Origin of the sequence: Streptomyces sp. NPDC006925 (assembly GCF_042869575.1) — a bacterium.
Classification (GTDB): domain Bacteria; phylum Actinomycetota; class Actinomycetes; order Streptomycetales; family Streptomycetaceae; genus Streptomyces.
Genome location: NZ_JBIAGB010000004.1, coordinates 285,633 through 311,261 on the forward strand (window position 1 = coordinate 285,633; position 25,629 = coordinate 311,261).

The 25,629-nt window shown below is 74.2% G+C and carries 22 protein-coding genes and 3 tRNA genes; 12 read left to right on the forward strand and 13 right to left on the reverse strand.

The window, feature by feature from the left end; all coding sequences use genetic code 11:
* Positions 1-129: 129 nt before the first annotated feature.
* The 3 genes from purL to purS are packed head-to-tail and all read right to left on the reverse strand — an operon-like array spanning position 130 to position 3,406.
* Complete coding sequence (gene purL / locus ACFYNS_RS08860; RefSeq protein ID WP_360290335.1) at positions 130-2,400, reverse strand: phosphoribosylformylglycinamidine synthase subunit PurL; 2,271 nt, start codon at positions 2,398-2,400, stop codon at positions 130-132.
* Complete coding sequence (purQ, locus tag ACFYNS_RS08865) at positions 2,397-3,080, reverse strand: phosphoribosylformylglycinamidine synthase subunit PurQ (protein ID WP_388601724.1); 684 nt, start codon at positions 3,078-3,080, stop codon at positions 2,397-2,399. Before purQ ends, purL begins: the two co-directional genes overlap by 4 nt.
* Complete coding sequence (gene purS / locus ACFYNS_RS08870) at positions 3,077-3,406, reverse strand: phosphoribosylformylglycinamidine synthase subunit PurS (RefSeq protein ID WP_360290339.1); 330 nt, start codon at positions 3,404-3,406, stop codon at positions 3,077-3,079. The genes purQ and purS overlap by 4 nt, the downstream gene beginning before the upstream one ends.
* Positions 3,407-3,754: 348 nt before the next feature.
* Here purS and ACFYNS_RS08875 point away from each other — a divergent pair, with 348 nt between their 5' ends.
* The 8 genes from ACFYNS_RS08875 to ACFYNS_RS08910 all read left to right on the forward strand — a co-directional run bounded on the left by ACFYNS_RS08875 (position 3,755) and on the right by ACFYNS_RS08910 (position 9,177).
* A complete protein-coding gene (locus ACFYNS_RS08875; protein WP_026004379.1) occupies positions 3,755-4,072 on the forward strand; it encodes an Lsr2 family protein in 318 nt (105 codons plus the stop codon).
* Positions 4,073-4,330: 258 nt separating this feature from the next.
* Positions 4,331-4,402: transfer RNA gene (locus ACFYNS_RS08880), tRNA-Gly, on the forward strand.
* 79 nt (positions 4,403-4,481) lie between these two features.
* Positions 4,482-4,554, forward strand: a tRNA-Gly gene (locus ACFYNS_RS08885).
* A gap of 206 nt (positions 4,555-4,760) precedes the next feature.
* Positions 4,761-5,843, forward strand: a complete 1,083-nt coding sequence (locus ACFYNS_RS08890; RefSeq protein WP_360290341.1) for an ABC transporter ATP-binding protein — start codon at positions 4,761-4,763, stop codon at positions 5,841-5,843.
* A complete protein-coding gene (locus ACFYNS_RS08895) occupies positions 5,840-6,670 on the forward strand; it encodes an ABC transporter permease (protein WP_360290343.1) in 831 nt (276 codons plus the stop codon). Before ACFYNS_RS08890 ends, ACFYNS_RS08895 begins: the two co-directional genes overlap by 4 nt.
* A 255-nt stretch (positions 6,671-6,925) precedes the next feature.
* On the forward strand, positions 6,926-8,368 hold the full coding sequence (locus tag ACFYNS_RS08900) for a sensor histidine kinase (RefSeq protein ID WP_388601728.1): 1,443 nt from the start codon (positions 6,926-6,928) through the stop codon (positions 8,366-8,368).
* Positions 8,361-9,017, forward strand: a complete 657-nt coding sequence (locus ACFYNS_RS08905; protein WP_360299541.1) for a response regulator transcription factor — start codon at positions 8,361-8,363, stop codon at positions 9,015-9,017. Before ACFYNS_RS08900 ends, ACFYNS_RS08905 begins: the two co-directional genes overlap by 8 nt.
* Positions 9,018-9,104: 87 nt before the next feature.
* Positions 9,105-9,177 (forward strand) — tRNA-Gly (locus ACFYNS_RS08910).
* A 147-nt stretch (positions 9,178-9,324) separates the two neighbouring features.
* Here ACFYNS_RS08910 and ACFYNS_RS08915 read toward each other — a convergent pair.
* From ACFYNS_RS08915 to purD, 4 genes are all read right to left on the reverse strand, one after another.
* A complete protein-coding gene (locus ACFYNS_RS08915) occupies positions 9,325-10,245 on the reverse strand; it encodes a phosphoribosylaminoimidazolesuccinocarboxamide synthase (RefSeq protein ID WP_360299562.1) in 921 nt (306 codons plus the stop codon).
* 210 nt (positions 10,246-10,455) lie between these two features.
* Complete coding sequence (locus tag ACFYNS_RS08920) at positions 10,456-12,111, reverse strand: N,N-dimethylformamidase beta subunit family domain-containing protein (RefSeq protein ID WP_388601731.1); 1,656 nt, start codon at positions 12,109-12,111, stop codon at positions 10,456-10,458.
* A gap of 107 nt (positions 12,112-12,218) precedes the next feature.
* A complete protein-coding gene (locus ACFYNS_RS08925) occupies positions 12,219-14,123 on the reverse strand; it encodes a hypothetical protein (RefSeq protein WP_388601734.1) in 1,905 nt (634 codons plus the stop codon).
* A gap of 554 nt (positions 14,124-14,677) precedes the next feature.
* Positions 14,678-15,955, reverse strand: coding sequence for a phosphoribosylamine--glycine ligase (gene purD, locus ACFYNS_RS08930; RefSeq protein ID WP_360299571.1), 1,278 nt, complete (start codon positions 15,953-15,955; stop codon positions 14,678-14,680).
* 197 nt (positions 15,956-16,152) lie between these two features.
* On the opposite strand from purD, the gene ACFYNS_RS08935 reads away from it, so the two are divergent.
* Positions 16,153-16,845, forward strand: coding sequence for an SLATT domain-containing protein (locus ACFYNS_RS08935; RefSeq protein ID WP_388601736.1), 693 nt, complete (start codon positions 16,153-16,155; stop codon positions 16,843-16,845).
* A 96-nt stretch (positions 16,846-16,941) separates the two neighbouring features.
* On the opposite strand, the gene ACFYNS_RS08940 is transcribed toward ACFYNS_RS08935, so the two are convergent.
* The 4 genes from ACFYNS_RS08940 to ACFYNS_RS08955 all read right to left on the reverse strand — a co-directional run bounded on the left by ACFYNS_RS08940 (position 16,942) and on the right by ACFYNS_RS08955 (position 20,904).
* Positions 16,942-17,601, reverse strand: coding sequence for a hypothetical protein (locus ACFYNS_RS08940; RefSeq protein ID WP_360303884.1), 660 nt, complete (start codon positions 17,599-17,601; stop codon positions 16,942-16,944).
* A 168-nt stretch (positions 17,602-17,769) separates the two neighbouring features.
* Complete coding sequence (locus ACFYNS_RS08945; protein WP_388601739.1) at positions 17,770-18,570, reverse strand: GntR family transcriptional regulator; 801 nt, start codon at positions 18,568-18,570, stop codon at positions 17,770-17,772.
* On the reverse strand, positions 18,567-20,024 hold the full coding sequence (locus ACFYNS_RS08950) for an aspartate aminotransferase family protein (RefSeq protein WP_388601741.1): 1,458 nt from the start codon (positions 20,022-20,024) through the stop codon (positions 18,567-18,569). Before ACFYNS_RS08950 ends, ACFYNS_RS08945 begins: the two co-directional genes overlap by 4 nt.
* 238 nt (positions 20,025-20,262) lie before the next feature.
* Positions 20,263-20,904 carry a LysE family translocator gene (locus tag ACFYNS_RS08955; protein WP_388601743.1) on the reverse strand — a complete coding sequence of 214 codons (642 nt, stop codon included), beginning with the start codon at positions 20,902-20,904 and terminating at the stop codon, positions 20,263-20,265.
* Between the two features lie 112 nt (positions 20,905-21,016).
* On the opposite strand from ACFYNS_RS08955, the gene ACFYNS_RS08960 reads away from it, so the two are divergent.
* The 3 genes from ACFYNS_RS08960 (at position 21,017) to ACFYNS_RS08970 (ending at position 22,730) form a co-directional block, all read left to right on the forward strand.
* The gene (locus tag ACFYNS_RS08960) at positions 21,017-21,469 is read left to right on the forward strand and encodes an Lrp/AsnC family transcriptional regulator (protein WP_019355060.1); all 453 of its coding nucleotides are present in this window, start codon (positions 21,017-21,019) and stop codon (positions 21,467-21,469) included.
* A 203-nt stretch (positions 21,470-21,672) separates the two neighbouring features.
* Positions 21,673-22,257: a DJ-1/PfpI family protein gene (locus tag ACFYNS_RS08965; protein ID WP_360302376.1), complete on the forward strand. Its 585-nt coding sequence runs from the start codon at positions 21,673-21,675 to the stop codon at positions 22,255-22,257.
* Positions 22,254-22,730 carry a MarR family transcriptional regulator gene (locus ACFYNS_RS08970; protein WP_360302373.1) on the forward strand — a complete coding sequence of 159 codons (477 nt, stop codon included), beginning with the start codon at positions 22,254-22,256 and terminating at the stop codon, positions 22,728-22,730. Before ACFYNS_RS08965 ends, ACFYNS_RS08970 begins: the two co-directional genes overlap by 4 nt.
* Before the next feature lie 82 nt (positions 22,731-22,812).
* Here ACFYNS_RS08970 and ACFYNS_RS08975 read toward each other — a convergent pair whose 3' ends face one another.
* Together ACFYNS_RS08975 and ACFYNS_RS08980 are read right to left on the reverse strand one after the other, a co-directional pair.
* Entirely contained in the window at positions 22,813-24,480 is a 1,668-nt protein-coding gene (locus tag ACFYNS_RS08975; protein ID WP_360302370.1) for an ABC transporter permease, read from the reverse strand.
* A complete protein-coding gene (locus ACFYNS_RS08980; RefSeq protein ID WP_388601747.1) occupies positions 24,477-25,544 on the reverse strand; it encodes an ABC transporter ATP-binding protein in 1,068 nt (355 codons plus the stop codon). Before ACFYNS_RS08980 ends, ACFYNS_RS08975 begins: the two co-directional genes overlap by 4 nt.
* Between the last annotated feature and the right edge of the window lie 85 nt (positions 25,545-25,629).

Consider the following 25,629-nt stretch of genomic DNA (forward strand, 5'->3'; position numbering starts at 1 on the left):
TCGGAGCGGGTCCGGGGCCGGTCGGCGCGGACGCTGGGCCGGTAGGTCCGGGTCCGGGTCCCGTCGGCCCGGGGCCCGTCGGTCCGGGGCCCGTCGGTCCGGGGCCCGTCGGCCCGGGGCCTGGGCCGGTCAGCCGAAGAGCTCCGGGATCGTGGCCTCGTGGTGGCGCCGCAGCTCCGCCAGCGGGAGCGAGAACTGGCCCTGGACCTCCAGCGCCTCCCCGTCCACCACGCCGATGCGCGCCGCGGGCAGCCCGCGCGCCGCGCACATGTCGGTGAACCGGACCTCCTCGCTGCGCGGCACGGCCACCAGCGCCCGGCCCTGCGACTCCGAGAAGAGGAAGACGAAGGGGTCGAGCCCGTCCGGGACGACGATCCGCGCACCCCTGCCGCCCTTGAGGCAGGACTCGGCCAGGGCCTGGACGACGCCGCCGTCCGAGACGTCGTGCGCCGCGTCGACCATGCCGTCGCGGGACGCGGAGATCAGGATCTCCGCCAGCAGCCGCTCCCGCTCCAGGTCGGCCCGCGGCGGGCGGCCGCCCAGATGGCCGTGCGCGACCTGGGACCAGGCCGAACCGCCGAACTCCTCGTGCGTGTCGCCGAGCAGGTAGACGAGGTGGCCCTCGTCGCGGAACGCCATCGGGGTGCGCCGGGCGACGTCGTCGATGACGCCCAGCACGCCGACCACCGGGGTCGGGTGGATGGCGGCCTCGCCGGTCTGGTTGTACAGCGAGACATTGCCGCCGGTGACCGGAGTGCCCAGCTCCCGGCAGGCGTCCGCGAGCCCGCGGCACGCCTCGGCGAACTGCCACATCGCGGCCGGGTCCTCGGGGGAGCCGAAGTTGAGGCAGTCGGTGACCGCCAGCGGGCGCGCGCCGGTGGCGGCGACGTTGCGGTACGACTCGGCGAGCGCCAGCCGCGCGCCCTCGTAAGGGTCGAGCTTGGCGTAGCGGCCGTTGCCGTCGGTGGCGACGGCGACGCCCAGGCCCGTCTCCGCGTCGATCCGGATCATGCCGCTGTCCTCGGGCTGAGCCAGCACGGTGTCGCCGAGGACGTAGCGGTCGTACTGGTCGGTGATCCAGGACTTCGCGGCCTGGTTCGGGGAACCGACCAGGGCGAGCGCGGCAGCCCGCAGCTCCTCGCCGTTCGCCGGACGGGGCAGCTCGGCCGGGTCGTCGGCCTGCAGCGCGTCCTGCCAGTCGGGGCGCGCGTAGGGGCGTTCGTAGACGGGGCCCTCGTGCGCGACCGTGCGCGGGTCGACGTCCACGATCTTCTCGCCGTGCCAGAAGATCTCCAGCCGGTCGCCGTCGGTCACCTCGCCCACGACGGTCGCGGTGACCTCCCACTTCTCGCAGATCTCCAGGAAGCGGTCGACCTTGTCGGGCTCGACGACCGCGCACATCCTCTCCTGGGACTCCGACATCAGGATCTCCTCGGGGGAGAGCGAGGAGTCGCGCAGCGGCACGGTGTCGAGTTCGACCTGCATACCGCCGGAGCCGTTGGAGGCCAGCTCGCTGGTGGCGCAGGAGAGGCCCGCGGCGCCCAGGTCCTGGATGCCGACGACCAGGTCGGCGTGGAACGCCTCCAGGGTGCACTCGATGAGCAGCTTCTCCTGGAAGGGGTCGCCGACCTGCACGGCGGGGCGCTTGCTGGGCTTCTCCGCGTCGAAGGTCTCGGAGGCGAGGATGGAGGCGCCGCCGATGCCGTCGCCGCCGGTCCGCGCGCCGTAGAGGACGACCTTGTTGCCGGTGCCCGCGGCCTTGGCCAGGTGGATGTCCTCGTGCTTCATCACCCCCACGCACAAGGCGTTGACCAGCGGGTTCCCCTGGTAGCAGGGGTCGAAGACGACCTCGCCGCCGATGTTGGGCAGGCCCAGGCAGTTGCCGTAGCCGCCGATCCCGGCGACGACCCCCGGCAGCACCCGCTTGGTGTCGGGGTGCTCGGCCGCACCGAACCGCAGCGGGTCCATCACCGCCACCGGGCGGGCGCCCATGGCGATGATGTCGCGGACGATGCCGCCGATGCCGGTGGCCGCGCCCTGGTACGGCTCGACGTACGAGGGGTGGTTGTGCGACTCGACCTTGAAGGTGACCGCGTAGCCCTGGCCGACGTCCACCACACCGGCCTGCTCGCCGATGCCGACGAGCATCGCCTCGGCGCCCGGGCCCTCGGTCGGGGCCTTCTCGCCGAACTGCCGCAGATGCACCTTGCTGCTCTTGTAGGAGCAGTGCTCGGACCACATCACGGAGTACATGGCCAGCTCGGCACCGGTGGGACGGCGGCCGAGGATCTCCCGGACGCGGTCGTACTCGTCCTGCTTGAGGCCGAGTTCCGCCCACGGGAGCGCGGTGTCGGGGGTGTGTTCGGCGTGCTTGACGGTGTCGAGGGGGTGGGAGCTCATGAGGCGACCAGCTTCTTCAAGGCCGAGGTGAAGAATCCGAGCCCGTCGGTCGTCGGCCCGGTGAGGGCCTCGACCGCGTGCTCGGGATGCGGCATGAGGCCGACCACGTTCCCGGCCCCGTTGGTGATTCCGGCGATGTCCCGGCGCGAACCGTTGGGGTTGCCGCCGAGGTAGCGGACGACGACCCGGCCCTCACCCTCCAGCTCGTCCAGGGTGCGCTCGTCGGCGACGTAGCCGCCCTCGCCGTTCTTCAGCGGAACGACGATCTCCTGGCCGCCGGTGTAGTCCGCGGTCCACACGGTCTCCGCGTTCTCGACCCGGAGCCGCTGGTCCCGACAGACGAAGTGCAGATGATCATTGCGCGTCAACGCGCCCGGGAGGAGATGGGTTTCGCACAGGACCTGGAAACCGTTGCAGATGCCGAGTACCGGCATTCCGGCCTTCGCCTGTTCGACAACCGCCTCCATGATGGGGGAGAAGCGGGCAATTGCGCCGCACCGCAGATAGTCGCCGTAGGAGAATCCGCCCGGCAGCACGACCGCGTCCACCTGCTGCCGGCGCAGGTCCCCGTCGCGATGCCAGAGGGCGACGGGTTCCGCACCGGCGATATGCACGGCGCGGCGCGCGTCGCTGTCGTCGAGGGAGCCCGGGAAAGTGACGACGCCGATACGGGTGGTCACGCCACTGCTCCTTCGGAGGTCGCGTTCCCGGTGTTCCCGCCGTGCGGGTCGCCGTCACCGGCCGGGCGCTCGCTGCCGTCCGCGTCCTGGACGCGGACGGTGAAGTCCTCGATCACGGTGTTGGCGAGAAACGTCTCGGCGAGTTCGTGTATGCGGGCGAGGGCGGCCGCGTCGACGGGGCCCTCCACTTCGAGTTCGAAGCGCTTGCCCTGGCGGACATCGGAGATGCCCTCGAAACCCAGCCGGGGCAGTGCACGCTGCACCGCCTGTCCCTGGGGGTCGAGGATCTCCGGCTTCAGCATGACGTCGACGACGACGCGAGCCACAGGTACTCCTAGTGCTTAGCGGGGCGCTGCGCTGGCCAGCGTACCCGGCGCCAGGATCTACGCGCGTTGATATCCTGGCCGGCCGCACCGGGACTTCACGAAGCACTGGGAAAAACGGCGGGAAAAAAGTAGGGTCCCGATTGCGGCCGGAAGCGGAACTAATTCCGTGGGCCGCAATCTTTGTGCGCCCTTTGCACTCCGGTGCCGAAGCGTCGCACACAGTTGAATATGAACCCGTCTCCTACTCGGGTTCGCCCTGCGTACCCGCCGATCGGCGGGGGGCTTGCCGAGGAAGCCGCAATGCCGGGTGACCCCCTTTCGTGATCCTGCAGGAAGGACCGATATCCCGTGGCACAGCGCGTAGTGGTCATGCTCTCCGACGACATCGACGGCGGAGAAGCCGCGGAGACGGTCTCCTTCGGCCTCGACGGCAAGACGTACGAGATCGACCTGAACGCCGAGAACGCGAAGCAGCTGCGCACCGAGCTGGCCCCCTTCGTGGAGGCCGGCCGCAAGCGGGCGCGGTCCGGCAAGACCTACCGCCGCACGTCGATCGACCCCGACCCGCGCGCCGTGCGGGCCTGGGCGGAGTCCAACGGGTTCGACGTCCCCGCGCGGGGGCGCATCCCGAAGAAGGTCTACGAGGCGTTCCGCGCCGCGAGCTGAACCGCCGCCCCCGCCCCGTCGACCCGCCCCGGCCGCTCCGCTCGTACCGGCCCTCCCGGCCCGGCGGCACCCGCGGCGCACCCTCCCCGCGGCGTCGGCCGCCCGAGGAGCGGCGCGGCGGTCCGGAGTGTCCGCCATGGGCGTGACGGGCCGGAACGGGCCGGTTCGGGGCTCGACTTGCCAGGGACCCCGGGTGATCGGCTAGAGTCAAGGCACGCCGCGAGGGAAGCCCCCCGAGGGAAGACCTCAAGCAAGCGTGCGGGTGTAGCTCAGTAGTAGAGCGCCCTCTTTCCAAGAGGGAGGCGCAGTGTGCGATTCCTGTCACCCGCTCTCCAGTACGGACCTCCGGTCGGAAACGATCAGGTAGAGTATTGGTCGCACCACTCGGTGAAAGCCGGGTGGGGGCAATGCGGACGTAGCTCAGTTGGTAGAGCGCAACCTTGCCAAGGTTGAGGTCGCGAGTTCGAGCCTCGTCGTCCGCTCACTTCAGTGAGGAACGGCCCCGGTCCCCGGACCTGGGCCGTTCTTCGTGTTTCCCGGTGCGCGCGATTCCTCGCCTCCCAGCCTCCTCGCCTCCCCCTGTCCCGGCCCGCGGCACCGACCTCCGCCGGCCTCCGATGACATTCGTCATCCACACCCATGACCGCGTGCACTGCCCGCGCGCCTCGACCGGCGGAAACCTGGGGGCATGGACGCGATCGAGGTCGAAGGACTCAAGCGCCGCTACGCGGGCCGGGCCGGCTCCGGGCGCCGCAAGGAGCAGACCGAGCAAGGATTCGAAGCGGTACGGGACGTGTCGTTCTCGGTGCGGGAGGGGGAGATCTTCGCGCTGCTGGGCACCAACGGAGCCGGCAAGACCTCCACGGTGGAGGTGCTGGAGGGACTGGCCCGCCCCAGCGCCGGCACCGTGAGGGTGCTGGGATTCGACCCGTACGGCGAACGCGCCTTCGTCCGCCCCCGTACCGGGGTGATGCTCCAGGAAGGCGGCTTCCCCTCCGAACTCACCGTCGCGGAGACCGCGACGATGTGGGCCGGCGTCACCAGCGAGGCCCGGCCGCCACAGGAGGCCCTGGAGATCGTCGGGCTCGGCGGCCGGTCCGGCGTACGGGTCAAGCAGCTCTCCGGCGGCGAACGGCGGCGGCTGGATCTGGCACTGGCGCTGACCGGGCGGCCCGAGGTGCTCTTCCTGGACGAGCCGACCACCGGCATGGACCCCGAAGGACGCCGGGACACCGCCGAGTTGGTGCGCAACCTGCGGGCCGAGGGCACCACCGTGCTGCTGACCACCCACTATCTGGAGGAGGCCGAGCAGCTCGCGGACCGGCTGGCGATCATGCAGGCCGGGCGGATCGTGGCCGCGGGGACCCCCGAACAGGTGGTGGCCGAGCGCCCCTCGCGGATCACCTTCCGCCTCCCCCGCGGCGTCCTCCCCGAGCGGCTGCCGTTGAACGTGCCGGCCGCCGTGGACGGCCGGACGGTGGCGGTGCGGACGCACGAGCTGCAGTGGGCGCTCACCGAGCTGCTGATCTGGGCCCGCGAGTCCGGCATCACGCTGGAGGGGCTGCAGGCCCGGTCGGCCTCGCTGGAGGAGGCGTTCCTGGAGATCGCCGAGGCGGGCAACCGGCCGGACTCCGGCCCGGATCGGACGGGTCCCGGAACAGGCACCGGAACGGGCACCGGGACCGGAGCGGACAAGGGAACGGGCACGACGACCGGCGCCGGTACCGGTACCGGGGCCGGGGCCGGAGAGAGGACGGGGGTTCGGGCATGAGCGGGACGACGACCACGGCACCGGCCGGGAAGCCGGTGCGGAACGCCCCTGCAGGGGCGTGGCGCAGGCTGTCGGCGCGCCGGGTGCGGGCGCTGGCCCGCGCGGAGCTGACGTTGCTGGTGCGCAACCGGTCCGCGCTGTTCATCGCGCTGCTGCTGCCGACCGTGATGGCCTTCTCCCTGAAGTCCACCGCCGACCAGGCCGATCTGTCCGGCACCGGACTCTCGGTGGGCACCACCGTGCTGCCGGGCGCGGTGGGCATGGTGCTGCTGTTCGCCGTCTACAGCAATCTCGTGGGCGTCTACGTGGGCCGCCGCGAGGAGCTGGTGCTCAAGCGGCTGCGCACCGGGGAGGCGGACGATCTGGAGATCCTGGGCGCTGCGGCGCTGCCGTCCGTCACCATCGGGATCGTCCAGTCGGTGCTGCTGCTGGCGGGCGGGGCCGTGCTGCTGGACGTGGGAGCACCGGCCCGGCCGGATCTGCTGGTGGCCGGGCTGCTGCTCGGCATGCTGCTGATGGCGACGCTGGCCGCCGCCTCCTCGGCCTTCACCCGCACCACCGAGCTGGCGCAGCTCACCCCGATGCCGCTGATGCTGGCGACGTTCGCGGGGTCGGGGGTCTTCATCCCGCTGGAGATCTACCCCGACCGGATCGCCGAGTTCTGCCGCTGGCTGCCGATGACGCCGGTCATGGACCTGCTGCGGAGCGGCTGGACGGAGCAGCTCAGCGGCCCGGAGACGCTGCGGGCGCTCGCGGTCGCGGTGGCCTGGACGGCGCTGGGCGGCTACGCGGTGCGCAAGCGGTTCCGGTGGGAGCCCCGCCGCTGACCGGCCGCCCCGGGCGGCGGCCCCCGAGACCGACCGGGGGGCCGCCGGGAGGCCGGGGGCCACCGTCCGGGACCGGGCGCCACCGTCCGGGGCCGGGACCGAAGCGGGCCCGAGGCGGCCCGACAGCGGGCCACCGCCCGGCGTTCGGGCGGCAGCTCCTCGCGGCCGACCTCCCCGGCCGGGCACCGAGCCGCTTACGGTGGCCGGAGCGCACCGGAACGGGAGGTGCGCTCCGGAACGGGAGGCGGGCCACCGATGATCCACTGGGGCCGGGAGAAACGGCGGAAGTGGCAGCGGCGCAGCAAGCTGCAGCAGGTCGAGGTCTCGACATACTGGTTGCTGCTGCTCTCCCCCTGGATCTTCTACGTGAGCGGCATGCCGCAGTTCGCGGTGCAGGTGGCGGGACCGCCGGCGGCGACGGTCATGGGGGGAGCCGTCGTCGTGCTGGGGCTCCTCCAGTGCCTGCTCGGGGTGCGGGGCCTGCGGCGCGGTATCGACACCTATCTGGGCACCGGGCAGGAGCCGCCCCGCCGGTTGCTGGTCGCCGGACTCGTGACGTTCCTGCTCACCACCGCGCTGGTCACCGCCTTGATCGCGCGAGGCTGGGTGGCGAACGACAATCCCGCCCCCACGATGGCGCTGTTCGCCGGGCTCCCGAGTCTGACGGGCGTCTACGGGCTCACCGTGCCGCGCCACCGCTCGGCGGCCGTGACCGCCGGGGGCTGCGTGCTGATCACCGCCGCGTTCGCCGCGGCCGGGGCGACCTGGCCGGCGCTGCTCGGCACGCTGTTCGTCCTGGCGATCGGCGGGCTGGTCGGGATCTTCTCGCCGCGCTGCTCGGCCTGGTACCTGGCGGTGATGCGGGAGCTCGACGAGGCGCGGGAGGCGCAGTCGCGGCTCGCGGTCGCGGAGGAGCGGTTGCGCTTCAGCCGCGACCTGCACGACGTGATGGGCCGCGATCTGTCGGTCATCGCGCTCAAGAGCGAGCTGGCCACCCAGCTCGCCCGCCGGGGCGCCGCGTCGGCCGCCGAGCAGATGCGGGAGGTGCAGGAGCTCGCGCGCAAGTCGCAGACGGAGGTGCGGGCCGTCGTCCGCGGCTACCGCGAGACGGGGCTGGAGACCGAACTGGCCGGGGCGCGCGCGGTGCTGCGGGCCGCGGGGGTGGACTGCCGCATCGAGTCCGCGGAGCCGGGCCTGGCGTCCGGCGCGCGGGCCGCGCTGGGCTGGGTGGTCCGCGAAGGGGCCACCAACGTGCTGCGGCACGCGGAGGCGAGCTGCTGCGTGATCCGGCTGACCTGCGACGCGGCGGGCGCCACCGCGCTGGTGATGGAGAACGACGGACTGCGGCCGGACCAGGGCCGGGGCGGCAGCGGGCTCACCGGCCTCCGGGAGCGGCTGGCCGCCGTGGACGGCACACTGACCGCCGAGTGCGACGAGACGGCGCGGGTCTTCCGGCTGCGGGCCGAGATCCCGGCGTCCGGCTCCCGGCGCCCGCAACCACCGCCGGAAGCCCCGGACGGCCCTGGCAGCCCCGGCGGACCCGCTTCCTCCGGTGCCGGACCGGCGCCGGAGGAAGCGGGACCAGGGGCCGCGGGGACGGGACCGGAGGCCGCGGGGCCGGAGGCGGAGGCGGCCCGGCTCGCCGACGCCGGGGTCGGCGAGGGCACCGGTGCGGCGAGAGGGGAGCGCCATGGGTGAGGAAACCGCGGAATCCGGCGAGGTGGCGGCGTCCGGCGGGGACGCCGTCCGGGTGCTGCTGGCCGACGACGAGCATCTGATCCGCGGCGCGCTCGCCGCCCTGCTGGCGCTGGAGGACGATCTGGTCATCGTCGCCGAGGCGGCCTCCGGACCCGAGGCGCTGGCCATGGCCCGGGCGCACCGCCCGGACGTGGCCGTGCTCGATCTGCAGATGCCGGGCGCCGACGGGCTGCGGGTCGCGGCCACGCTGCGGGAGTCGGTGCCGGACTGCCGGACGATGATCGTCACCAGCCACAGCCGTCCGGGGCATCTCAAGCGGGCGCTGGCGGCGGGTGTCCGCGGCTTCGTCCCCAAGACGGCCTCCGCCCAACAGCTCGCGGAGATCATCCGCAGCGTGCACGGCGGCAGCCGGTACGTGGACCCCGAGCTGGCCGCCGACGCCATCAGCGCGGGGGACTCGCCGCTGTCGGCCCGGGAGGCCGAGCTGCTGGAACTGGCCGCGGACGGGGCGCCGATCGCCCGGATCGCCGAGCAGGCGTCGCTGACCCAGGGAACCGTCCGCAACTACCTGTCGGCCGCCGCCGCGAAGCTGGGCGCCGAGAACCGGCACGCGGCGGCCCGGACGGCCCGCGCACGAGGCTGGATCTGAGCCCCGCGGGACACGGTCCGGCCCCGCACCCGGTCCGGCTATACTGGGCCCCGCACCACGGCGGCTCCACGGGCCGGCGCGGAGTGTGCGGACGTAGCTCAGTTGGTAGAGCGCAACCTTGCCAAGGTTGAGGTCGCGAGTTCGAGCCTCGTCGTCCGCTCGGCAGACAGCGGTACGGCCCCGGTCCTCCGACCGGGGCCGTACGCGTGTCCGGGCCCGGTGCCGACCCCCGTCGGCGGCCGCCTTCCGGGAGCCCCGCCGCTCCGGGGTGGCGGCCCCGGAGCGGCGGGGGCGAGGGGGTCGGGGGTCAGCTCCAGGGGACGCCCGTGAGGCGTTCGTACGCCTCGATGTAACGGGTGCGGGTGGCCTCCACGACGGCCTCGGGCAGCGCGGGCGGCGGCTGCTCGGAGGTGCGGTCCCAGCCGGACTCCGCGGAGGCCAGCCAGTCGCGGACGTACTGCTTGTCGAACGAGGGCTGGGAGCGTCCTGGCTGCCACTGGTCGGCGGGCCAGAAGCGGGACGAGTCGGGGGTGAGGACCTCGTCGGCGAGGGTGAGCACCGGTTCGCCGTCCTCGGTGCGGTTGTCGTCCCAGCCGAACTCGAACTTGGTGTCGGCCAGGATGATGCCCCGCTCACGGGCGATGTCGCGGGCGCGGTCGTACGCGGCGAGGGTGGACTGCCGCAGCGCGGCGGCGGTCTCGGGGCCGAGCCGGCGGGCCACCTCCTCGTAGTCGACGTTCTCGTCGTGCTCGCCGACGGCTGCCTTGGTGGCCGGGGTGAAGAGCGAACCGGGCAGCTCGGAGCCGTTCTCCAGACCCTCCGGCAGGGCGAGCCCGCAGACGGTGCGGGACTCCTCGTACTCGGCCAGCCCGGACCCGGCCAGGTAGCCGCGGGCCACGCACTCGACGGGCAGCATCCGCAGGGAGCGGCAGATCATGGTGCGGCCGGCCCAGTCGGCGGGGGCGCCCGCGGGCACGTCGGTGCTGATCACATGGTTGGGCAGCAGGTCCTCCAACTGCTCGAACCACCACAGGGACAACCGGGTGAGGACGCGGCCCTTGTCCGGGATGAGGGTCGGCAGCACCCAGTCGAAGGCGGACAGCCGGTCGGTGGCGACCATCACCAGGTCGCCGTCCTCGTTCCGGTAGAGGTCGCGCACCTTGCCCGTGTGCAGGTGCACCAGGCCCGGGACCTGGGCGGGCTCGGGCTTTTCGACGAATCCCGTCACGTTCTCTCCTCAGCGGGGGCCGGCTTCCTGCGGCGCTTCCTACAGGTGCCCCGATTCTTCCTTGTCACCCGCGCCGGGTGCCGGGCGGTACGCCCCGCGGGGTCGCGGCGGCCCGGCGGTTCACCCGCACACCCCGCGGCCGCACACGGCGCACGGGCCCGGGCACCGGGACACGGCCCGGCGGCGAGCCGTGCGGGCGCCCGCGGGGTGTCACTCCCTGTTGCAGATGCGGTCCAGGAGGTTGCTGGTGGCGCGCTGGACCCTGGTGTCGATGTAGCCGGGGCGGTCCAGGGCCGGGGACCAGGCGAAGGAGCCGGAGGAGAAGACCAGCGCTCCGGAGGGTGCGCGGTAGAGCGAGGTCTCCTGATGGCGGAGTGCGCCGGCGCGGTCGCGGTAAGGAGAGTGCGCCAGCAGGATCCGGGAGGTGTGCTGGGGCAGCGCGGTGCGCGGGTAGTAGCGGTCGGCCTCGCCGGCGACGAGGCCGGGCAGTTCGTCGCCCTCGTACGCCTCGGTGGCCGCCCACAGCCAGTGGTCGGCGTTGCGGACGATCAGCGGGTAGGGCTCGGCGACCTGTCCGGCGTACTGGATGCCCAGCAGCGCCTGCTCGGGCTCGCCCTGCTCGCGCCAGAGTGCGGGGCGCCCGGGCCCGCGCCGTTTTCGGCAGGTCAGCAGCCGGTCGGCGGCGCCGGAGGGCAGCGCTTCGAGTTCGACCTGCCAGTACATGGTGTTGGCGGAGAGGAAGACCAGCGACGTGCCGCTGTCCCGGGCGCGCTCGGCCGCCCGGCGCATCGGGACGGACCAGTACTCGTCGTGGCCGGGGAAGACCAGGGCCCGGTAGCGGGTGGGGTCGATGTGCCCGGCGTGCAGGTCGCGGGTGTCGGCGTAGGCCAGGTCGTAGCCGTACCGCTCGGCCCAGCGGATGAAGTCGTAGGCGTGCCCGACGTGCAGGGGGAGACCGGAGCCGGCGTAGGGGCGGTCGAACGAGACGGTCATCGCCGCCTCGCTCTCGCCGATCAGCCGCCCCTCCTCGTCCCAGGCGTGGTAGAGGCTGGCGCCGGTGCGGCCGTCCTCGGGGAAGAGGTTGTACGCCTGCCATGTGACGTCCGGGAGGATCAGGAGCAGATCGGCCGGGTCGCGGTCGCGGACGGTGAACGGGATGTGCGAGCGGTGCCCGTCGGCCGTGGTCAGGACGGCGACGTAGGCGCCGGTGGACCAGTAGTCGGGGATCTGGAGGCGCCAGGAGAGCCACCAGTGGTGGCAGGAGACGGTGCGTTCGGCGGTGAGCGGCGCGGGCTGCATGATGCCGGACAGCCGCGGACTGGTGGTGACCTTGGTGGCGCCCGCGCCGCCGTAGTGTCCGATCCGGTAGACGTCGACGCTGAAGGGCTGCGGCGGATTGACGGTGATCCGGAAGTCGAGGGACTCGCCGGGCGGGGTGCCGCCGGCCGCCGAGGCGAAGCCCTTGATCTGGCAGCGCACGTCGTCCGCCGCGGGCGGGCCGCTGCTGGAGAGGCCGCGGGTCCGGGGGCGGGGCACGGTCTGGCTGCCGCCCGCCAGCTCCCGCACCAACTCGGGAGTGCGGGAGGTCTGGCCGGGGGCCGGGTCGACGCAGTCCACGTACCAGGGGACGAGCCGACCGTTCTCGAAGTAGTTCTCACTCACCCGCAGCCACGGCAGGGGGCCTTGGCCGAAGGGATCGGTCACGGCGTGCGCCAGCGCCCCCGACTCCCAGCGCCGGGTCGGTTCGGTCTGCTCGGTCTGCTCGGTCGGTTCGGTCGGTCCGGCGACCTCGTGCACGAGTGACGCGGGCTGCTGCTCGGTCCGCTCGGCTTCCCGTACGGGCTGTCCGGTCCGCTCGGTTCCCATCGCTGCTCCCTCCCCGTACCCGCTGCGCCCGGTTGTGACGGCAGACAGCACATCACATTACGCAAGGGTGTGGTCACCCTTCGTCGCTAAATGGCTGGAGATGATCTTCAGACCAGCCGCACGGGCTTCTCCGGCCGCACCCCGGCCGCCGCCAACCAGTCCCGCAGCCCCACCGCCTCACCGTCCTCGACGAGGGCGAGCACCAGCGAGGGCAGCTCGCCCGCGCGCTCGCCGTCGATGTAGAGCGCCGGTCCGTCCAGCCAGTCCAGCCCCGGTACCGCACCCGCCGTGTCGACGGCGGCGCAGCAGACGGCGGCGGTGACGTGGTCGGCCAGCAGCTCCTTGCCGCTCCGCGGCGGCTGCAGCGGCAGGCCCATCGGCGCCAAGGGCGCGAGGTGTGCACCGCCGGTACCCGGCTGGGGCTCCGCGCCGGGGCTCGCACCGAGACCACCGGGGGCGCTCGCCGCCTCCTCGCGCGCCACTTCCGCGCTGATACGCGCTGCCAACGCGTCGGTTCCGCCCGCCGCGGCGAACCGGTCGAGCACCCGCGCCAGGGTGGGTCCCGCCCACTCCGAGCCCGCCTCCCCGGCGGGCGCCCCGCTCGGCGAGCCGCTCCCACCGGGGGGCGGCGCGAAGGCGGACTCCGGCAGCCGACGGCCGACCGGCACCGCGGAGGCCGGAGCCGCCGAGGCCGGAGCCGCGGCGCTCGCGGCCGACCGGGACGCGCCCACCGGCTCCGGGGGGCCGAGCGCGTCCAGCGCGGCGAAGAGGCGGGCGGCCTCCGCGCGCCAGATGCGGTCGACGACCTCCTCCGGGTAGGCCGCCCAGTCCACCGGCGTCCACTCCGGGACCGCCCCGTGCGCCGTGGGCACCGGAGGGCGCGGCCCCAGGAAGAGCCGCGCGGCGAGCAGCGAGACGGCGCCGTCCGTGCTGCCCGGCTCCTTCAGCAGGTCGCAGGCGGGACGTTCACCGAGTCGCGAGGTGAAACCCGACGCGAGCCGGTCGCGCCGGGACAGCTCGGTGAGCGCCGAGACCACGCCGGCGTCGAGCCGGGTGGGCCACAGGCCGAGCCGCCAGGCGGGCAGCGCCACCCGGGTCAGCAGCCGGTCCCAGCCGGCGTAGGCGAGGCCGACCTGCTCCTGCGCCGCGACCCGCAGCCCCTGGTCGACGGCCTGGGCGCGGTCGGCGGCGGCAGCGGCGACACCCTGCTCCATCGCGGCGGCGTGCGGACCGGCGGCGCGGAGCATCAGCCGGGCGATCGGCCCCACCGCCCGGTGCACCGCGCGGCGCAGCGGCGCCGCGCAGCCGCGTACCGCCCGCGCGAGCGCCCCGGGAACCCGGGCCGCGGGTGCGCCGGGCCCGTCCGCCGCCGGGTCACCGCTGCACGGGCCCGCGGGGCGTTCGGCGTTGGCCACCGCCGCGTCCAGCCCTCGTACGACCCGGCGGGCCGCCGCTATGTCGGGGTGCGCGGAGGGTCCGGTGCCGGCGACCACCGGGGCCAGCAGCGCGCGCAGTTCGGCGACCCGCATCCACCACAGGAAGGGGGAGCCGATGACCAGCACGGGGGCCGCGCCGCGTGCGCCGCCCGCGCGTGCGTGGGTGCGGTCCTCCAGCCAGCTGTCGCAGTCCGGGGTGAGCGCGATGGCGGAGGGCGCGGGGACCTCCAGCCGGTCCGCGAGGTCACGGACCAGCGCGTGCAGGTCGGGGGCCGCGTGCTCCTCGACCGGCACCGTCGGGGACACGGCCGGCCGGCCGCGGGAGATGGCGAGCCCGGCGACCGCGGCGCAGCCGAGAACGGCGACGGCGAACCCGCTCACGGACCAGCGCGCCGTCTCCCAACTGGGGCCGAACTGCCCCGTCGTGCGCCCCGTCCAGAGGATCACCGCGGCGGCGGCCGGGAGCAGCGCCAGGGCGAGCACCGTGCTGCGCACCCGCAGCACGGCGAGGGCGTGGGCGCGTGCGGAACGCGCCCCTGCTCGGCTGCCGGGACCAAGACCACTTGAACCGCGCACGTCTCACCCCCGCACCTTCGGGTCCGCAACCGGGCTCTCCGGCTCCCACCCACTGTGTCACCGCGCTCCGACACCGCAATACGCGCTGCGCCAGTCGACGGACGGTCGCCGGGCGGTCGGCCGGGCGCCCCGCAGCCGGCCGGACCCCACCGCACACCGCCCGCGCAGCCCTGGTGGCGGCTGCACGGCAGTTGTGCGGCACCCTAGTCGGGGCCTCGGCGGGCGTCAGCCGGAAGCGGACGCCCTCACTCGATGGAATGGCTTTGGGGAGAGCTCTTGCCCGGCGGGGGCGGGAGGTATATGAGCCGCAGGTATGCCGATATGCAGAGCCGCGCCCCGGCGCACGCGGCGCGCCCGACGTCCGCTCCGGTCCGGGCGAGTCGGGGCCGTCCGGGTCCGAGGCGTCCGGCAGGTCCAGCGCTTCCGGAGCGTACGGAGCGTCCAGCGTGTACGGGGCGTACGGGGGCGTCCGAGTCCGGGGCGTCCAGGCAAGTCCGGCGCGTCCCCGGTGAGTCCGGGCCGGTCTCCGGGGCCTTCGGGGGCTTCCGGGCCGCTCAGTCGGCCGCGGCCGCCTCGGCGGCGGCCCGCTCCGCGATGTCCGTGCGGTGGTGCGAGCCCTCCAGCCGGACGCGCCCGACGGCCGTGTACGCCCGCTCGCGCGCCTCGGCCAGATCGGCCCCGGTCGCGGTGACCGACAGGACCCGGCCGCCCGCGCTGCGCACCGTGCCGTCCGCGTCGGCCCTGGTGCCCGCGTGCAGCACGTAGGCGTCCGGACCGTCCTCCCGGACGATCTCGGCCAGCCCCTCGACCGCATCGCCCTTGCGGGGCTCGGCCGGATACCCGTGTGCCGCGACCACGACGGTGACCGCCGCGCCGTCGCTCCAGCGCAGTGCGGGGAAGTCGGCGAGCTCGCCGGTCGCCGCCGCGTACAGCAGGCCGCCCAGCGGCGTGCGGAGCCGGGCGAGGACGGCCTGCGTCTCCGGGTCGCCGAACCGGGCGTTGAACTCGATGACGCGCACTCCGCGCGAGGTGAGCGCCAGGCCCGCGTAGAGCAGCCCGGAGAAGGGCGTGCCCCGGCGGCGCAGTTCGTTGACCGTCGGCTCCAGAACCGTGGCCACGACCTCGTCCACCAGCTTCGGGTCCGCCCACGGCAGCGGCGAGTAGGCACCCATCCCGCCGGTGTTGGGGCCCTCGTCGGCGTCGTAGGCGCGCTTGAAGTCCTGCGCGGGCTGCAGCGGCACCACGGTCTCGCCGTCGGTCACCGCGAAGAGGGAGACCTCCGGACCGTCCAGGAACTCCTCGACGACGACGGCGCCGCCGCAGGCGCGCGCGTGGGCGCGCGCCTCCTCGATGTCGTCGGTCACCACGACGCCCTTGCCCGCGGCGAGGCCGTCGTCCTTGACCACGTAGGGCGGGCCGAACGCGTCCAGCGCCGCGTCGGCCTCCTCCGGCCCGGTGCACACGTAGCTGCGCGCCGTGGGGACCCCGGCCTCGGCCATGACCTCCTTGGCGAACGCCTTGGAGCCCTCCAGCACGGCGGCCTCGGCGGACGGGCCGAAGACGGGGATGCCCCGTGCGCGGACCGCGTCGGCGACTCCCGCGACCAGCGGCGCCTCGGGGCCGACGACGACCAGGTCGGCGCGGACCTCGTCGGAGGCGGCGAGCGCGGCGACAGCGGCGCCGTCCAGCATGTCCACCGCGTGCGGCGTGGCCACCTCGGCCGTCCCGGCGTTGCCGGGCGCGCAGTGCACCGCGACGACCTCGGGGTCGAGGGAGAGCGAGCGACAGATTGCGTGTTCGCGGGCACCGCCGCCAATGACCAGAATCCTCACGCCGCCAACCCTAGCGGCCCGCGCAGCCACCTCCGCGCGGCCCTTACGAGTGACAAGGTGCCGCTCCTATACCCGACGGACCGCCACTTCTGGGGGGAATTCCACGCGGATCGTCGGTGAGGTCCCACTTTCGGCGGTATGAATTGGGCGGTCGGACCGAACGCCGGGCTGCCGGACGCGTCGTCGAAGGAGCATGGGTGAAGCGGGTCAAGCAGCCCGATCTGCTGGGGAGGGGGTTCCCGTCCGGGGACTGGAACGAGCCCGCCGAGCGCCTGGAAGAGCTGTACCAGTGGGTCGAGCAGGAGGCGATGCGCCTCGTCGAGTGGTATCTGGCGGACCGCGTGCGCAAACGCCGCTGGGCCCGGTGGCTGCGCGGCGGCGTCGTGGCCGGGGCCTGCGTGGGGGCGCTGCTGCCGCTCGCCGAGCTGGCCGGGTTCGCCCCGGTGCAGGAGAGGTCCGGCCACCTCGGCTATCTGGCCCTGCTCGGCGCGGCGGCCTGCGCCCTCGCCGACCGGTGGCTCGGCCTGACCTCCGGCTGGATGCGGGATGTCGCCGCGGCGCTGGCTCTGCACCGGCGGCTGGAGGCGCTGCGGTACGAGTGGGCCGCCGAGAACGTCCGCGAGGTGCTCGGCCCGGCCGAGGGCACGGCCGGTGAGGCGGCGGAGCGCGGCCTGGCCGTGCTCCGCCGGTTCTCGGACGACGTGAACGAGACGGTGCGGGCGGAGACGGTCGACTGGATGGTCGCCTTCCGCACCTCGGGGTCCCCGCTCCTGCTGGCCCCGCAGAGCACGGTGCCCGGCGCGCGGGGCGGGCCGGCGCGCCGCATGCCGCCGCCCAACGGGACCGCGGGCTGGGCCACCATGCCCCGCCAGCGGCCCCCGGGCGGCTGACCGGCGCTCCCGGCGGCTGACCACGACCGGGCCGACCGCCGACCGGACCGACCGGGCCGACCGGCGGATGACCGGACGGCGGGCCGGCGGCGCCCGTCAGCCGAAGACGATCATCGACCCCTGGGCCAGGCTGCGGGTCACGGCCGCGTGCAGGCTCAGCCACACGTGCCGCTCCCTGCCGAACGGGGTGCCGTCCTCGTAGCCGATCGCGGCGGAGGCCGCGGGCTCGTCCAGATCGGTGGGGCGCAGCGGCGCGGCGGGCGCGGGCGGCGGATTGCCCGGGTCGATCCCCAGGTGCGGCCCCAGCTCCTGGAGCTCGCGCAGCAGGCCGTGGCTGGAGCCCAGCGGACCGTTCCCCTCCAGCAACTCGTCGTCGTAGAGCGGCGCCTGGAAGTCCACCGGGATGTAGACGCCCGCGTGGTCGTAGTGCCACACCAGGTGGGACTGCTGCGCCGTCTGCTCGAACATCTCCAGGAGCTGCTCGTAGTCGCTGCCCAACTCCCCCACCGGCGCCACCTCCAGACCGGAGGCCAGCAGCAGGTGGGCGCGGCGCAGGTAGTGCAGCGCCTCGTAGTCGAAGCCCGCGACCGGGGCCACGTCGCCGGAGAGGCCCGGCATGTAGCCGAAGACGGGAACCGTGGGCAGACCGGCCTCGGTGAGCACCCTGTCGTAGGTGGCGATCTCTTCGGAGAAGGGGTTGTCGGGGCTGTGGCACAGCACGTCGACGAGGGGTACGAGCCAGAGGTCACAGGCCAAGGGGCGCTCCAATACCGTCAGGGACCTGCCTGCACCCAGCGTAGTGCGGTCTCCTGCCGCCCGTCCCCCGTCCGGCGCATGCGGGCCGGGACGGGTGCGCCCCGGCGGCGCCCCCTCCGGCACCCCGACGGCACCCCGGCGGCACCCCCGGTGGCACCCCGGCGAGCTTCACTCCCCTTCGGTGTCCTCCTCGGGCCGCGGTACCGCCCCGTCCGCGCCCACCTGCGCCAGCGCGTGCCGGTTGTAGGCGGCGACGACCTCGCGGGCCGCCCGCGCGTCCCCCGACTCGACGGCGTCCAGCAGCGTGTTGTGCCCCGACCACAGGCGGCCGCGCAGCGAGGCGTGGCGGCGCAGGACCGGGACGGCGTAGACCCAGCACTGGATGCGGAGCCGGTCGAGGAAGTCGCAGACGTAGGGGTTGCCCAGCAGCCCGCTCAACTCCCGCCAGTACCGCAGGTCGTAGGCGATCAGTACGTCCAGGTCCCCGGCACGGGCCGCGCGTTCGGCCGCGTCGGCGCGGCGGCGCACGGACCGCACCACCTCGGGCCCCAGGCCGCCGAAGGCGCGGCGGGCGACCGCCCCGCCGGCGGAGGCGGCCCCGCCGCCGACTGGGCCGCCCGGACCGCCGGCGTGCCCGGACGCCGGGCCACGCGAAGCACCGTCCGGCGGGTCGGCGGCCCCCTCGACGCCCCGGAAGACCCCGTCGACGACCAGCTCCCGCGCCTCGCACATGGCGCGGTAGTCGGCAAGCGTGAACTCGTGCACGCGGAAGCCCCGGTGCTGCTCCACGTCCAGCAGCCCCTGCGCCGCGAGATCGACCAGCGCCTCCCGCACCGGCGTCGCGGAGACGCCGTACTGCTCGGCGATCTCCTTGACGGTGAAGTCCCGGCCGGTGGCGAGCCGGCCGGCCAGGATCTCGTCGCGCAGCGCGGTGGCGATCTGCGAGCGCAGGGTGCTGCGTTTGATCACTCCCCCGTGCTCCCCGCGCCCGCCGCAGCGCCGCCGGTGCCTGCCGTGGTGTGCGCGTCGGCCGCGGTCAGGGCCTCGTCCAGCACGCTCAGCCCCTCCTTGAGGTCGGCCTCGGTGATGTTGCACGGCGGGACGACATGGGTGCGGTTCATGTTCACGAACGGCCACAGGCCGCCGCGCTTGGCCGCGGCGGCGAAGTCCGCCATCGGCGCGTTGTCCGCGCCGGAGGCGTTGTACGGCACCAGGGGCTCCCGGGTCTCCTGGTCGCGCACCAGGTCGAGGGCCCAGAAGACACCGGTGCCGCGCACCTCGCCGACCGAGGGATGGCGGGCCGCCAGCTCGCGCAGGGCCGGGCCGATGACGGTCTCGCCGAGTCGCGCGGCGTGCTCGACGATGCCCTCCTCCGCCATGGTGCGGAGCGTCGCGACGGCCGCACCGCAGGCCAGCGGGTGGCCGGAGTAGGTGAGGCCGCCCGGGTAGGGGCGCTGGTCGAACGTCTCGGCGATCTTCCCGGAGATCGCCACTCCGCCGAGCGGCACATAACCGGAGTTGACGCCCTTGGCGAAGGTCAGCAGGTCGGGTACGACGCCGTAGAGGTCGGCCGCGAACCAGGTGCCGGTGCGGCCGAAGCCCGCCATCACCTCGTCCAGCACGAGGACGACGCCGTACTTGTCGCAGATCTCCCGGACCCCCGCCAGGTAGCCGGGCGGCGGCATCATGATCCCGGCGGTGCCGGGGATGGTCTCCAGGATGACGGCGGCGACGGTCTGCGGGCCCTCGTAGGCGAGGGTCTGCTCCAGGTGTGCCAGCGCGCGCTCGCACTCCTGCTCCTCGGTCTCGGCGTAGAACGGGGTGCGGTAGAGGTGGGGCGCGTGGAAGTGCACGACGCCCGCCGTGCCGCTGTCGGACGCCCAGCGGCGCGGGTCGCCGGTGAGGTTGATCGCCTGCTGGGTACCGCCGTGGTACGAGCGGTAGGCGGAGAGCACCTTGGGGCGGCCGGTGTGCAGCCGGGCCATCCGGATCGCGTGTTCGACGGCGTCGGCGCCGCCGTTGGTGAAGAAGATCTTGTCGAGGTCGCCGGGGGTCCGCTCGGCGATCAGCCGGGCCGCCTCGGAGCGCGCCTCGATCGCGAAGGCGGGCGCGAAGGTGCACATCTTCGCCGCCTGCTCCTGGACCGCGGCCACGACCTTGGGGTGCGCGTAGCCGATGTTGGTGAAGACGAGGCCGCTGGTGAAGTCGAGGTACCGCTTCCCCTCGTAGTCCCAGAAGTGGGAGCCCTCGGCGCCCGCGACTGCCGGGGGGTCTATCTGCCCCTGGGCCGACCAGGAATGGAACACATGGGCCCGGTCGGCCTCCCGGACCGGCCGGCCGGCGGCCGGGTCCGGGACGGTCGAGGTGGAAGTCGAGGTGGAAGGGGTGGCGGGGGTGTCCGATGAGGGGTGGTGCATCGTCACGATCGGTACCTCGGTTCGCTCGCGTGGTGCCCGTCCGGCCCAGGACGGACGGCTTCCGGGCGGGGAGGCCCCCGGAAGGGTGAGAGCCAGCGTAATGTCGCCCTCCCCGACCGGACGCAGGGAGGGCGGAAGTCGTCCGCACGCGGGGCGGGCCGAAGCAGGGCACCGGGGCCGCTGGGTGGGAAGGCTGCTCCCCTCGGTGGGAAAGCCGCTCCCCTCAGCGGGAAAGCCGCTCCCCTCAGCGGGGAAGCTGCTCCACCAGCAGCAGGGCACCCAGCAGGATCATCGCGACGCCGGAGAGCCTGGTGACGAGGCGGGCCGCGGTCGGCCGGGCCCGCAGCACGGTGCGCGCCAGCGAACCCAGGCCGAGGTAGACGGCTCCGGCCGTGCACATGTGCAGCAGTCCCAGGAGCCCGATCTGGAAGGCCAGCGGCCACTGCCCGTGCTGGTCGGCGAACTGGGGCAGCAGCGCGACGTAGAGCAGCAGCGCCTTGGGGTTCAGTCCGCTGACGCCGGCGCCCTTGAGCACCCGGGAGCGGGCGCCCCCGGCCGCGGCGGTGGCGGCGCCGGTGCCGTCGTCGGTCTGCGGCAGCCCGGCCTCCTTCGCCCCGGCGAACGTCGTCGCGCCGAGCCAGACCAGATACCCGGCGCCGAGCGCGGTGAGCGAGGTCAGCACCCCGGGCGTGCGGGCGACCAGCGCGGCCACCCCCGCCACGACCACGGCCGTCAGCCCCACATACCCCAGCATCAGCCCGCCGACGGCGGGCACCACCGACCGGTCCCGCAGCCCGGAGGTGATGGTGAACGCCCAGTCCGCGCCCGGGACGAGGACGAGGAGAAAGGAGAGGGCGAAAAACGCGGCTATGGAGCTGGCAGCCATGGGGCGGTCCCTTCCGCTCTGACGGAGTGCGGGAGGAACAATAGGAAGTTCAGCGCCGAAAGTGCTCCCCAGAATCATCGACCGTGGCGCTCCTGGTGGAATAATCTTCCCCATGGACGACATGGACCGGCAGATTCTTGCGGAGCTCCAGAACGACGGCCGGCTGACGGTCACCGAGCTGGCCGCGCGGGTGGGGCTCAGCCTCTCCCCGTGCCACCGGCGACTGCGGGAGCTGGAGCGCAGCGGCGCCATCCGCGGCTACCGCGCCGTGGTCGACACCGACGCGGTGGGGCTGACCTTCGACGCGCTCGTCTTCGTCACCATGCGCCAGGAGGACCGCACCACCATCTCCGCCTTCGAGCAGGCCCTGACCGAGCTGCCGCAGGTCGTCCAGGCCCAGCGGCTCTTCGGCGACCCGGACTACCTGCTCCGCGTCATCACCGCCGACCTGCCCGCCTTCCAGCGGCTCTACGACGAGAACCTCGCCACCCTGCCCGGCGTCCAGCGGCTGAGCTCCACGCTGGTGATGAAGCACGTGGTGCACGAGCGGCCGCTGCCCGCCTGAGCCGCACCTCCCGCGCCGCCGCATGGGTCGCCGGGGCGCGCGCCGCTCCGCGTGCCCGGAAGCACGCGGGGAACCCGGTGGACCTCGGGACATCCGGGAGAGCCCGGGGCGCCCGCCCGGAGGCGGGTAGCCGCGAGGGATTGACAGGATTCTGACAACTTGACAGGATACTGTCATCACATCGAGCGCCCGCGGAGGCCGCCATGACCGTTCATCTCGCCGTGTACGACACCCTCGCCGACTGGGAGTACGGGCACACCGTCGCCCACATCCCCGGCGGCGTACGCACTGTCGGTCTGACCGGCGCCACCGTCACCACCAAGGGCGGACTGCGCATCGAGCCGGACCTGACGCTGGACGGCCTGCGCCCCCTCGACAGCAGCATGCTGATCCTGCCCGGCGCCGACACCTGGACGAGCGGCGCACTCACCGCGTTCGCCTACACCGCGCGGGAGTTCCTGCACGAGGGCGTGCCCGTGGCGGCCATCTGCGGAGCCGTGTACGGGCTCGCGGACGAGGGGCTGCTCGACGACCGCGCGCACACCGCCGCGGCCCCCGAGTTCCTGCGCGCCGCCAACGGCTACCGGGGCGCGGCGCACTACCGCGACGCCGACGCCGTCACCGACCGCGACCTGATCACGGCCGGGCCGACCGAACCCGTCGCCTTCGCCCGCGAGATCCTGAACCGCCTGGGCGTCTTCGAGCCGCCCGTGCTGGACGCCTTCCAGCGGCTGTACCAGCACTCCGACCCGGAGGCGTACGCGGTGTTCGCGGCGGCGCAGGCATGAGCGGTGCGGCGGGCGCGGACGACCACCCACGGGACACCGAACTGCTGAGCGAGACCGCGCTGGCCGTCTTCCGGCTCAACGGCCAGTTCCTCGCCGCCTCCGAAGTGCTCGCCCGCCCGGCCGGACTGACCGCCGCGTGGTGGCAGGTGCTCGGCGCCGTGCTCCGCGAGCCGCTGCCCGTCTCCGGGATAGCCCGCGCCATGGGCATCACCCGGCAGAGCGTCCAGCGGATCGCCGACCTCCTGGTCGAACGGGGCCTCGCGGCATACGAACCCAATCCGGCCCACCAGCGCGCCAAACTGCTCGCCCCCACGCCCGAGGGCCGCACCGCCGTGGCGGGTATCGACCCCGGGCACGCCGAGCTGGCCCGGCGGCTGAGCGAGGAGCTGGGCGGCGACCAGGAGTTCATCCGGGTCGCCGAGGCACTGCGCCGGCTCTCGGGCGCGATGGCGGCGCTCCACCCGGAGACCTGACCGGCCCGCCGCGACCCGGCCCCGGCGTCTCGCACGGCCGCCGCGTCGCACCGCGGCGGCCGTGCCGCCCGGCCGCCGCGTCCTACTTCGGGTCCAGGTCCCGGCGCCGGAACCCCGCCAGCCCGGCGGCGATCAGGGCGGCGGCCACCATCGTCAGGAGGACCATCGGGGTCCAGCGCATCTCCGCGGCGGGGAGCTGCGGGACGTGGCTGAAGGGAGAGAGGGCGCCGAAGGCGTCGGGCAGCCCGGAGAGCTTGCCGAGATAGCCGACGGCGAACCCGTAGGCGGGGACGACCCAGGCCAACCGGGTCGCGCGGGGCGCCCAGCCGTACACCAGGGCGGCGGCCCCGCCGGTCACCCACAGCGCCGGGGAGTAGGCCAGCCCCGCGCCCAGCAGCCGTACGCCCAGGTCTCCGTCATGCGTGGCGGCGGCACCGGTCAGGGCCAGGGAGAGGGAGCCCAGCAGCAGCACGAGCGTGCCCCCGCCCAGTGCGGCCACCAGGTGCGAGGCCAGCCAGCGGGACCGGGACAGGCCGGTGGCCAGCAGGGGTTCGGCGCGTCCGGAAGTCTCCTCGGCGCGCGGCCGCAGCGCGACCAGCACCACGAAGAGGGAGGCGACGACGGCGACGATCAGCAGGATCGTGGAGGCGAACGACTCGACCAGCGTCCCGCCCGCCTCGGCGAGCGCCTCGCGGACCTCGGCCAGGTCCTTGAGCATGTCCTCGACCCCGCCGAGGAGCGAGCCGTACATCGCACCGAGCAGCAGCAGCGCCGCGGCGAACCCGGCGCACAGTCCGCGGTGCAGCCGGACGGCGAAGCCGAGCGGGTGGGTGAGGGCCGCGGAGCCCTGGGACCGGCCCGCCCGGGGCGGCAGCAGTCCGGCGCCCACGTCGCGCCGGGTGCTGAGCAGATACCCGGCGGCGGCGGTACCGGCGGCCAGCGCGAGCCCGGGCAGCAGCGACCACCAGCGGTTGTCGACGAAGGGGTAGCTGCGCTGGATCCAGCCGATGGGTGAGCACCAGGAGAGCGCGTCGGGCCCGACGTCGCCCGCGGCCCGCAGCGCGTAGGCGGCGCCCAGCACGGCCAGCGCCGCCCCGGCGGCGGTTCTGCCGTGCGAGGAGAGCTGCACGCTCACGGCGGCGACGCCCGCGAAGACCAGGCCGATGACGGTGAGCGCGGCGCCGTAGAGCAGGGCGCCGCCCGCGGTGGCACCGCCGAGCCCGGCGGCGGGCAGCAGGACCGCGAGCAGCAGCCCGAGCACCGTGTCGGCCGCCGCCGCGGTGGCGAGGGCCGCGGTGAGGGTGGCGTGCCGGCCGACGACGCCGGAGCGGAGGAGTTCGGCGATGCCGGTCTCCTCGTCGGCGCGGGTGTGCCGGACGACGGTCAGCACGTTCATCAGCCCGACCAGGACGGCGCCGTAGCCGAGCACCAGCATGCTGAGCACGGCGGCGGGGGTGGGGTCGGCGAGGTAGTGCTCGGGGCCGGTCATGGCGAGCATGGCGGGACCGCCGAGGGTCGTGGCCGTGTCGGCGGCCTCGGTGGGATCGTCGGGCGCCAGGTCCGTGGCCTGCTGGAGGCTGGAGAAGGTGACCAGGAGCACTGCCGCCAGCCACACGGGCAGCCGCACCCGGTCGCGGCGCAGAGCGAAGCGGAGGAGTACGCCGGTTCCGGTGAGCGCGCCGCCGCCGGGCCGGTCCTGCCCGGCTCCGGTCCCGGTGCGGACCGGTGCGGCTTCGGTCGCGGTGCTCATCGCGGGCCGCCTTCCGGCGCGACGGGGTCGGTGCCGGAGCCGGTTTCGGAGCCGGAGCCGGTTTCGGTGCCGGTTGCGGTGCCGGTGCGGGAGTCCGCCGCGGCCGGGTGCGGCACCGGGTGGCCGCGGCCGGTCAGGTCGTCGCCGTAGTGCCGCAGCATCAGCTCCTCCAGGGTGGGCGGGTGGCTGACGAGGCTGCGGAGGCCGAGCCCGCCGAGGTGGCGTACGACGGCGTCGAGGTGTCCGCCGTCGACGGCGAAGTGCGCCCGGCCGCCGTCCGTCCGCAGGTTGTGGACGCCGGGCAGCTCACGGAGTCCGTCGAGCGGGCCGTCGGCCTCCGCCTCGATGGTGGTGCGGGTGAGGTGGCGCATCTCGTCGAGCGACCCGGACTGCACGGTCCTGCCGAGCCGGACGATGCTGACCCGGTCGCAGAGCTTCTCGACCTGGGACAGGATGTGGCTGGAGAGCAGGACGGTGCGGCCCTCGGCCTTCGCCTCGAGGATGACGTCCTGGAAGACGACCTCCATCAGCGGGTCGAGCCCCGAGGTCGGCTCGTCCAGCAGCAGCAGTTCCGCGTCCGAGGCGAGCGCGGCGACGAGCGCGACCTTCTGCCGGTTGCCCTTGGAGTAGCTGCGGCCCTTCTTCGTCGGGTCCAGGTCGAACCGCTCGACCAGTGCGGCCCGCTTCGCCGGGTCGATGCCGCCGCGCAGCCGCGCGAGCAGGTCGACGGCTTCACCGCCGGTGAGGTTGGGCCACAGCTCGACGTCGCCGGGGACGTAGGCGAGCCGCCGGTGCAGGGCCACCGCGTCGTGCCAGGGGTCGGCGCCGAGCAGCCGCGCGGTGCCGCTGTCGGGGCGCAGGAGGCCCAGCAGGATGCGCAGGGTGGTGGACTTGCCCGCCCCGTTCGGGCCGAGGAAGCCGTGCACCTCGCCGGTGGCGACCTCCAGGTCCAGCCCGTCCAGGGCGCGGGCGGTCCCGAAGTTCTTGACGAGGGCGGACACGGAGATGGCCGTGTCGGGGGGCGCCGCGGAGGGGCGGGCGGTCGCGGTCGTGGACGCGTTCATGATTTGGAAGCTACGCTCATTTCACAAATTTGTGAAGTTAAGGAAGCGTTAGGATCTTCCACAGGGCCCCTGGGCGGGAAGAACG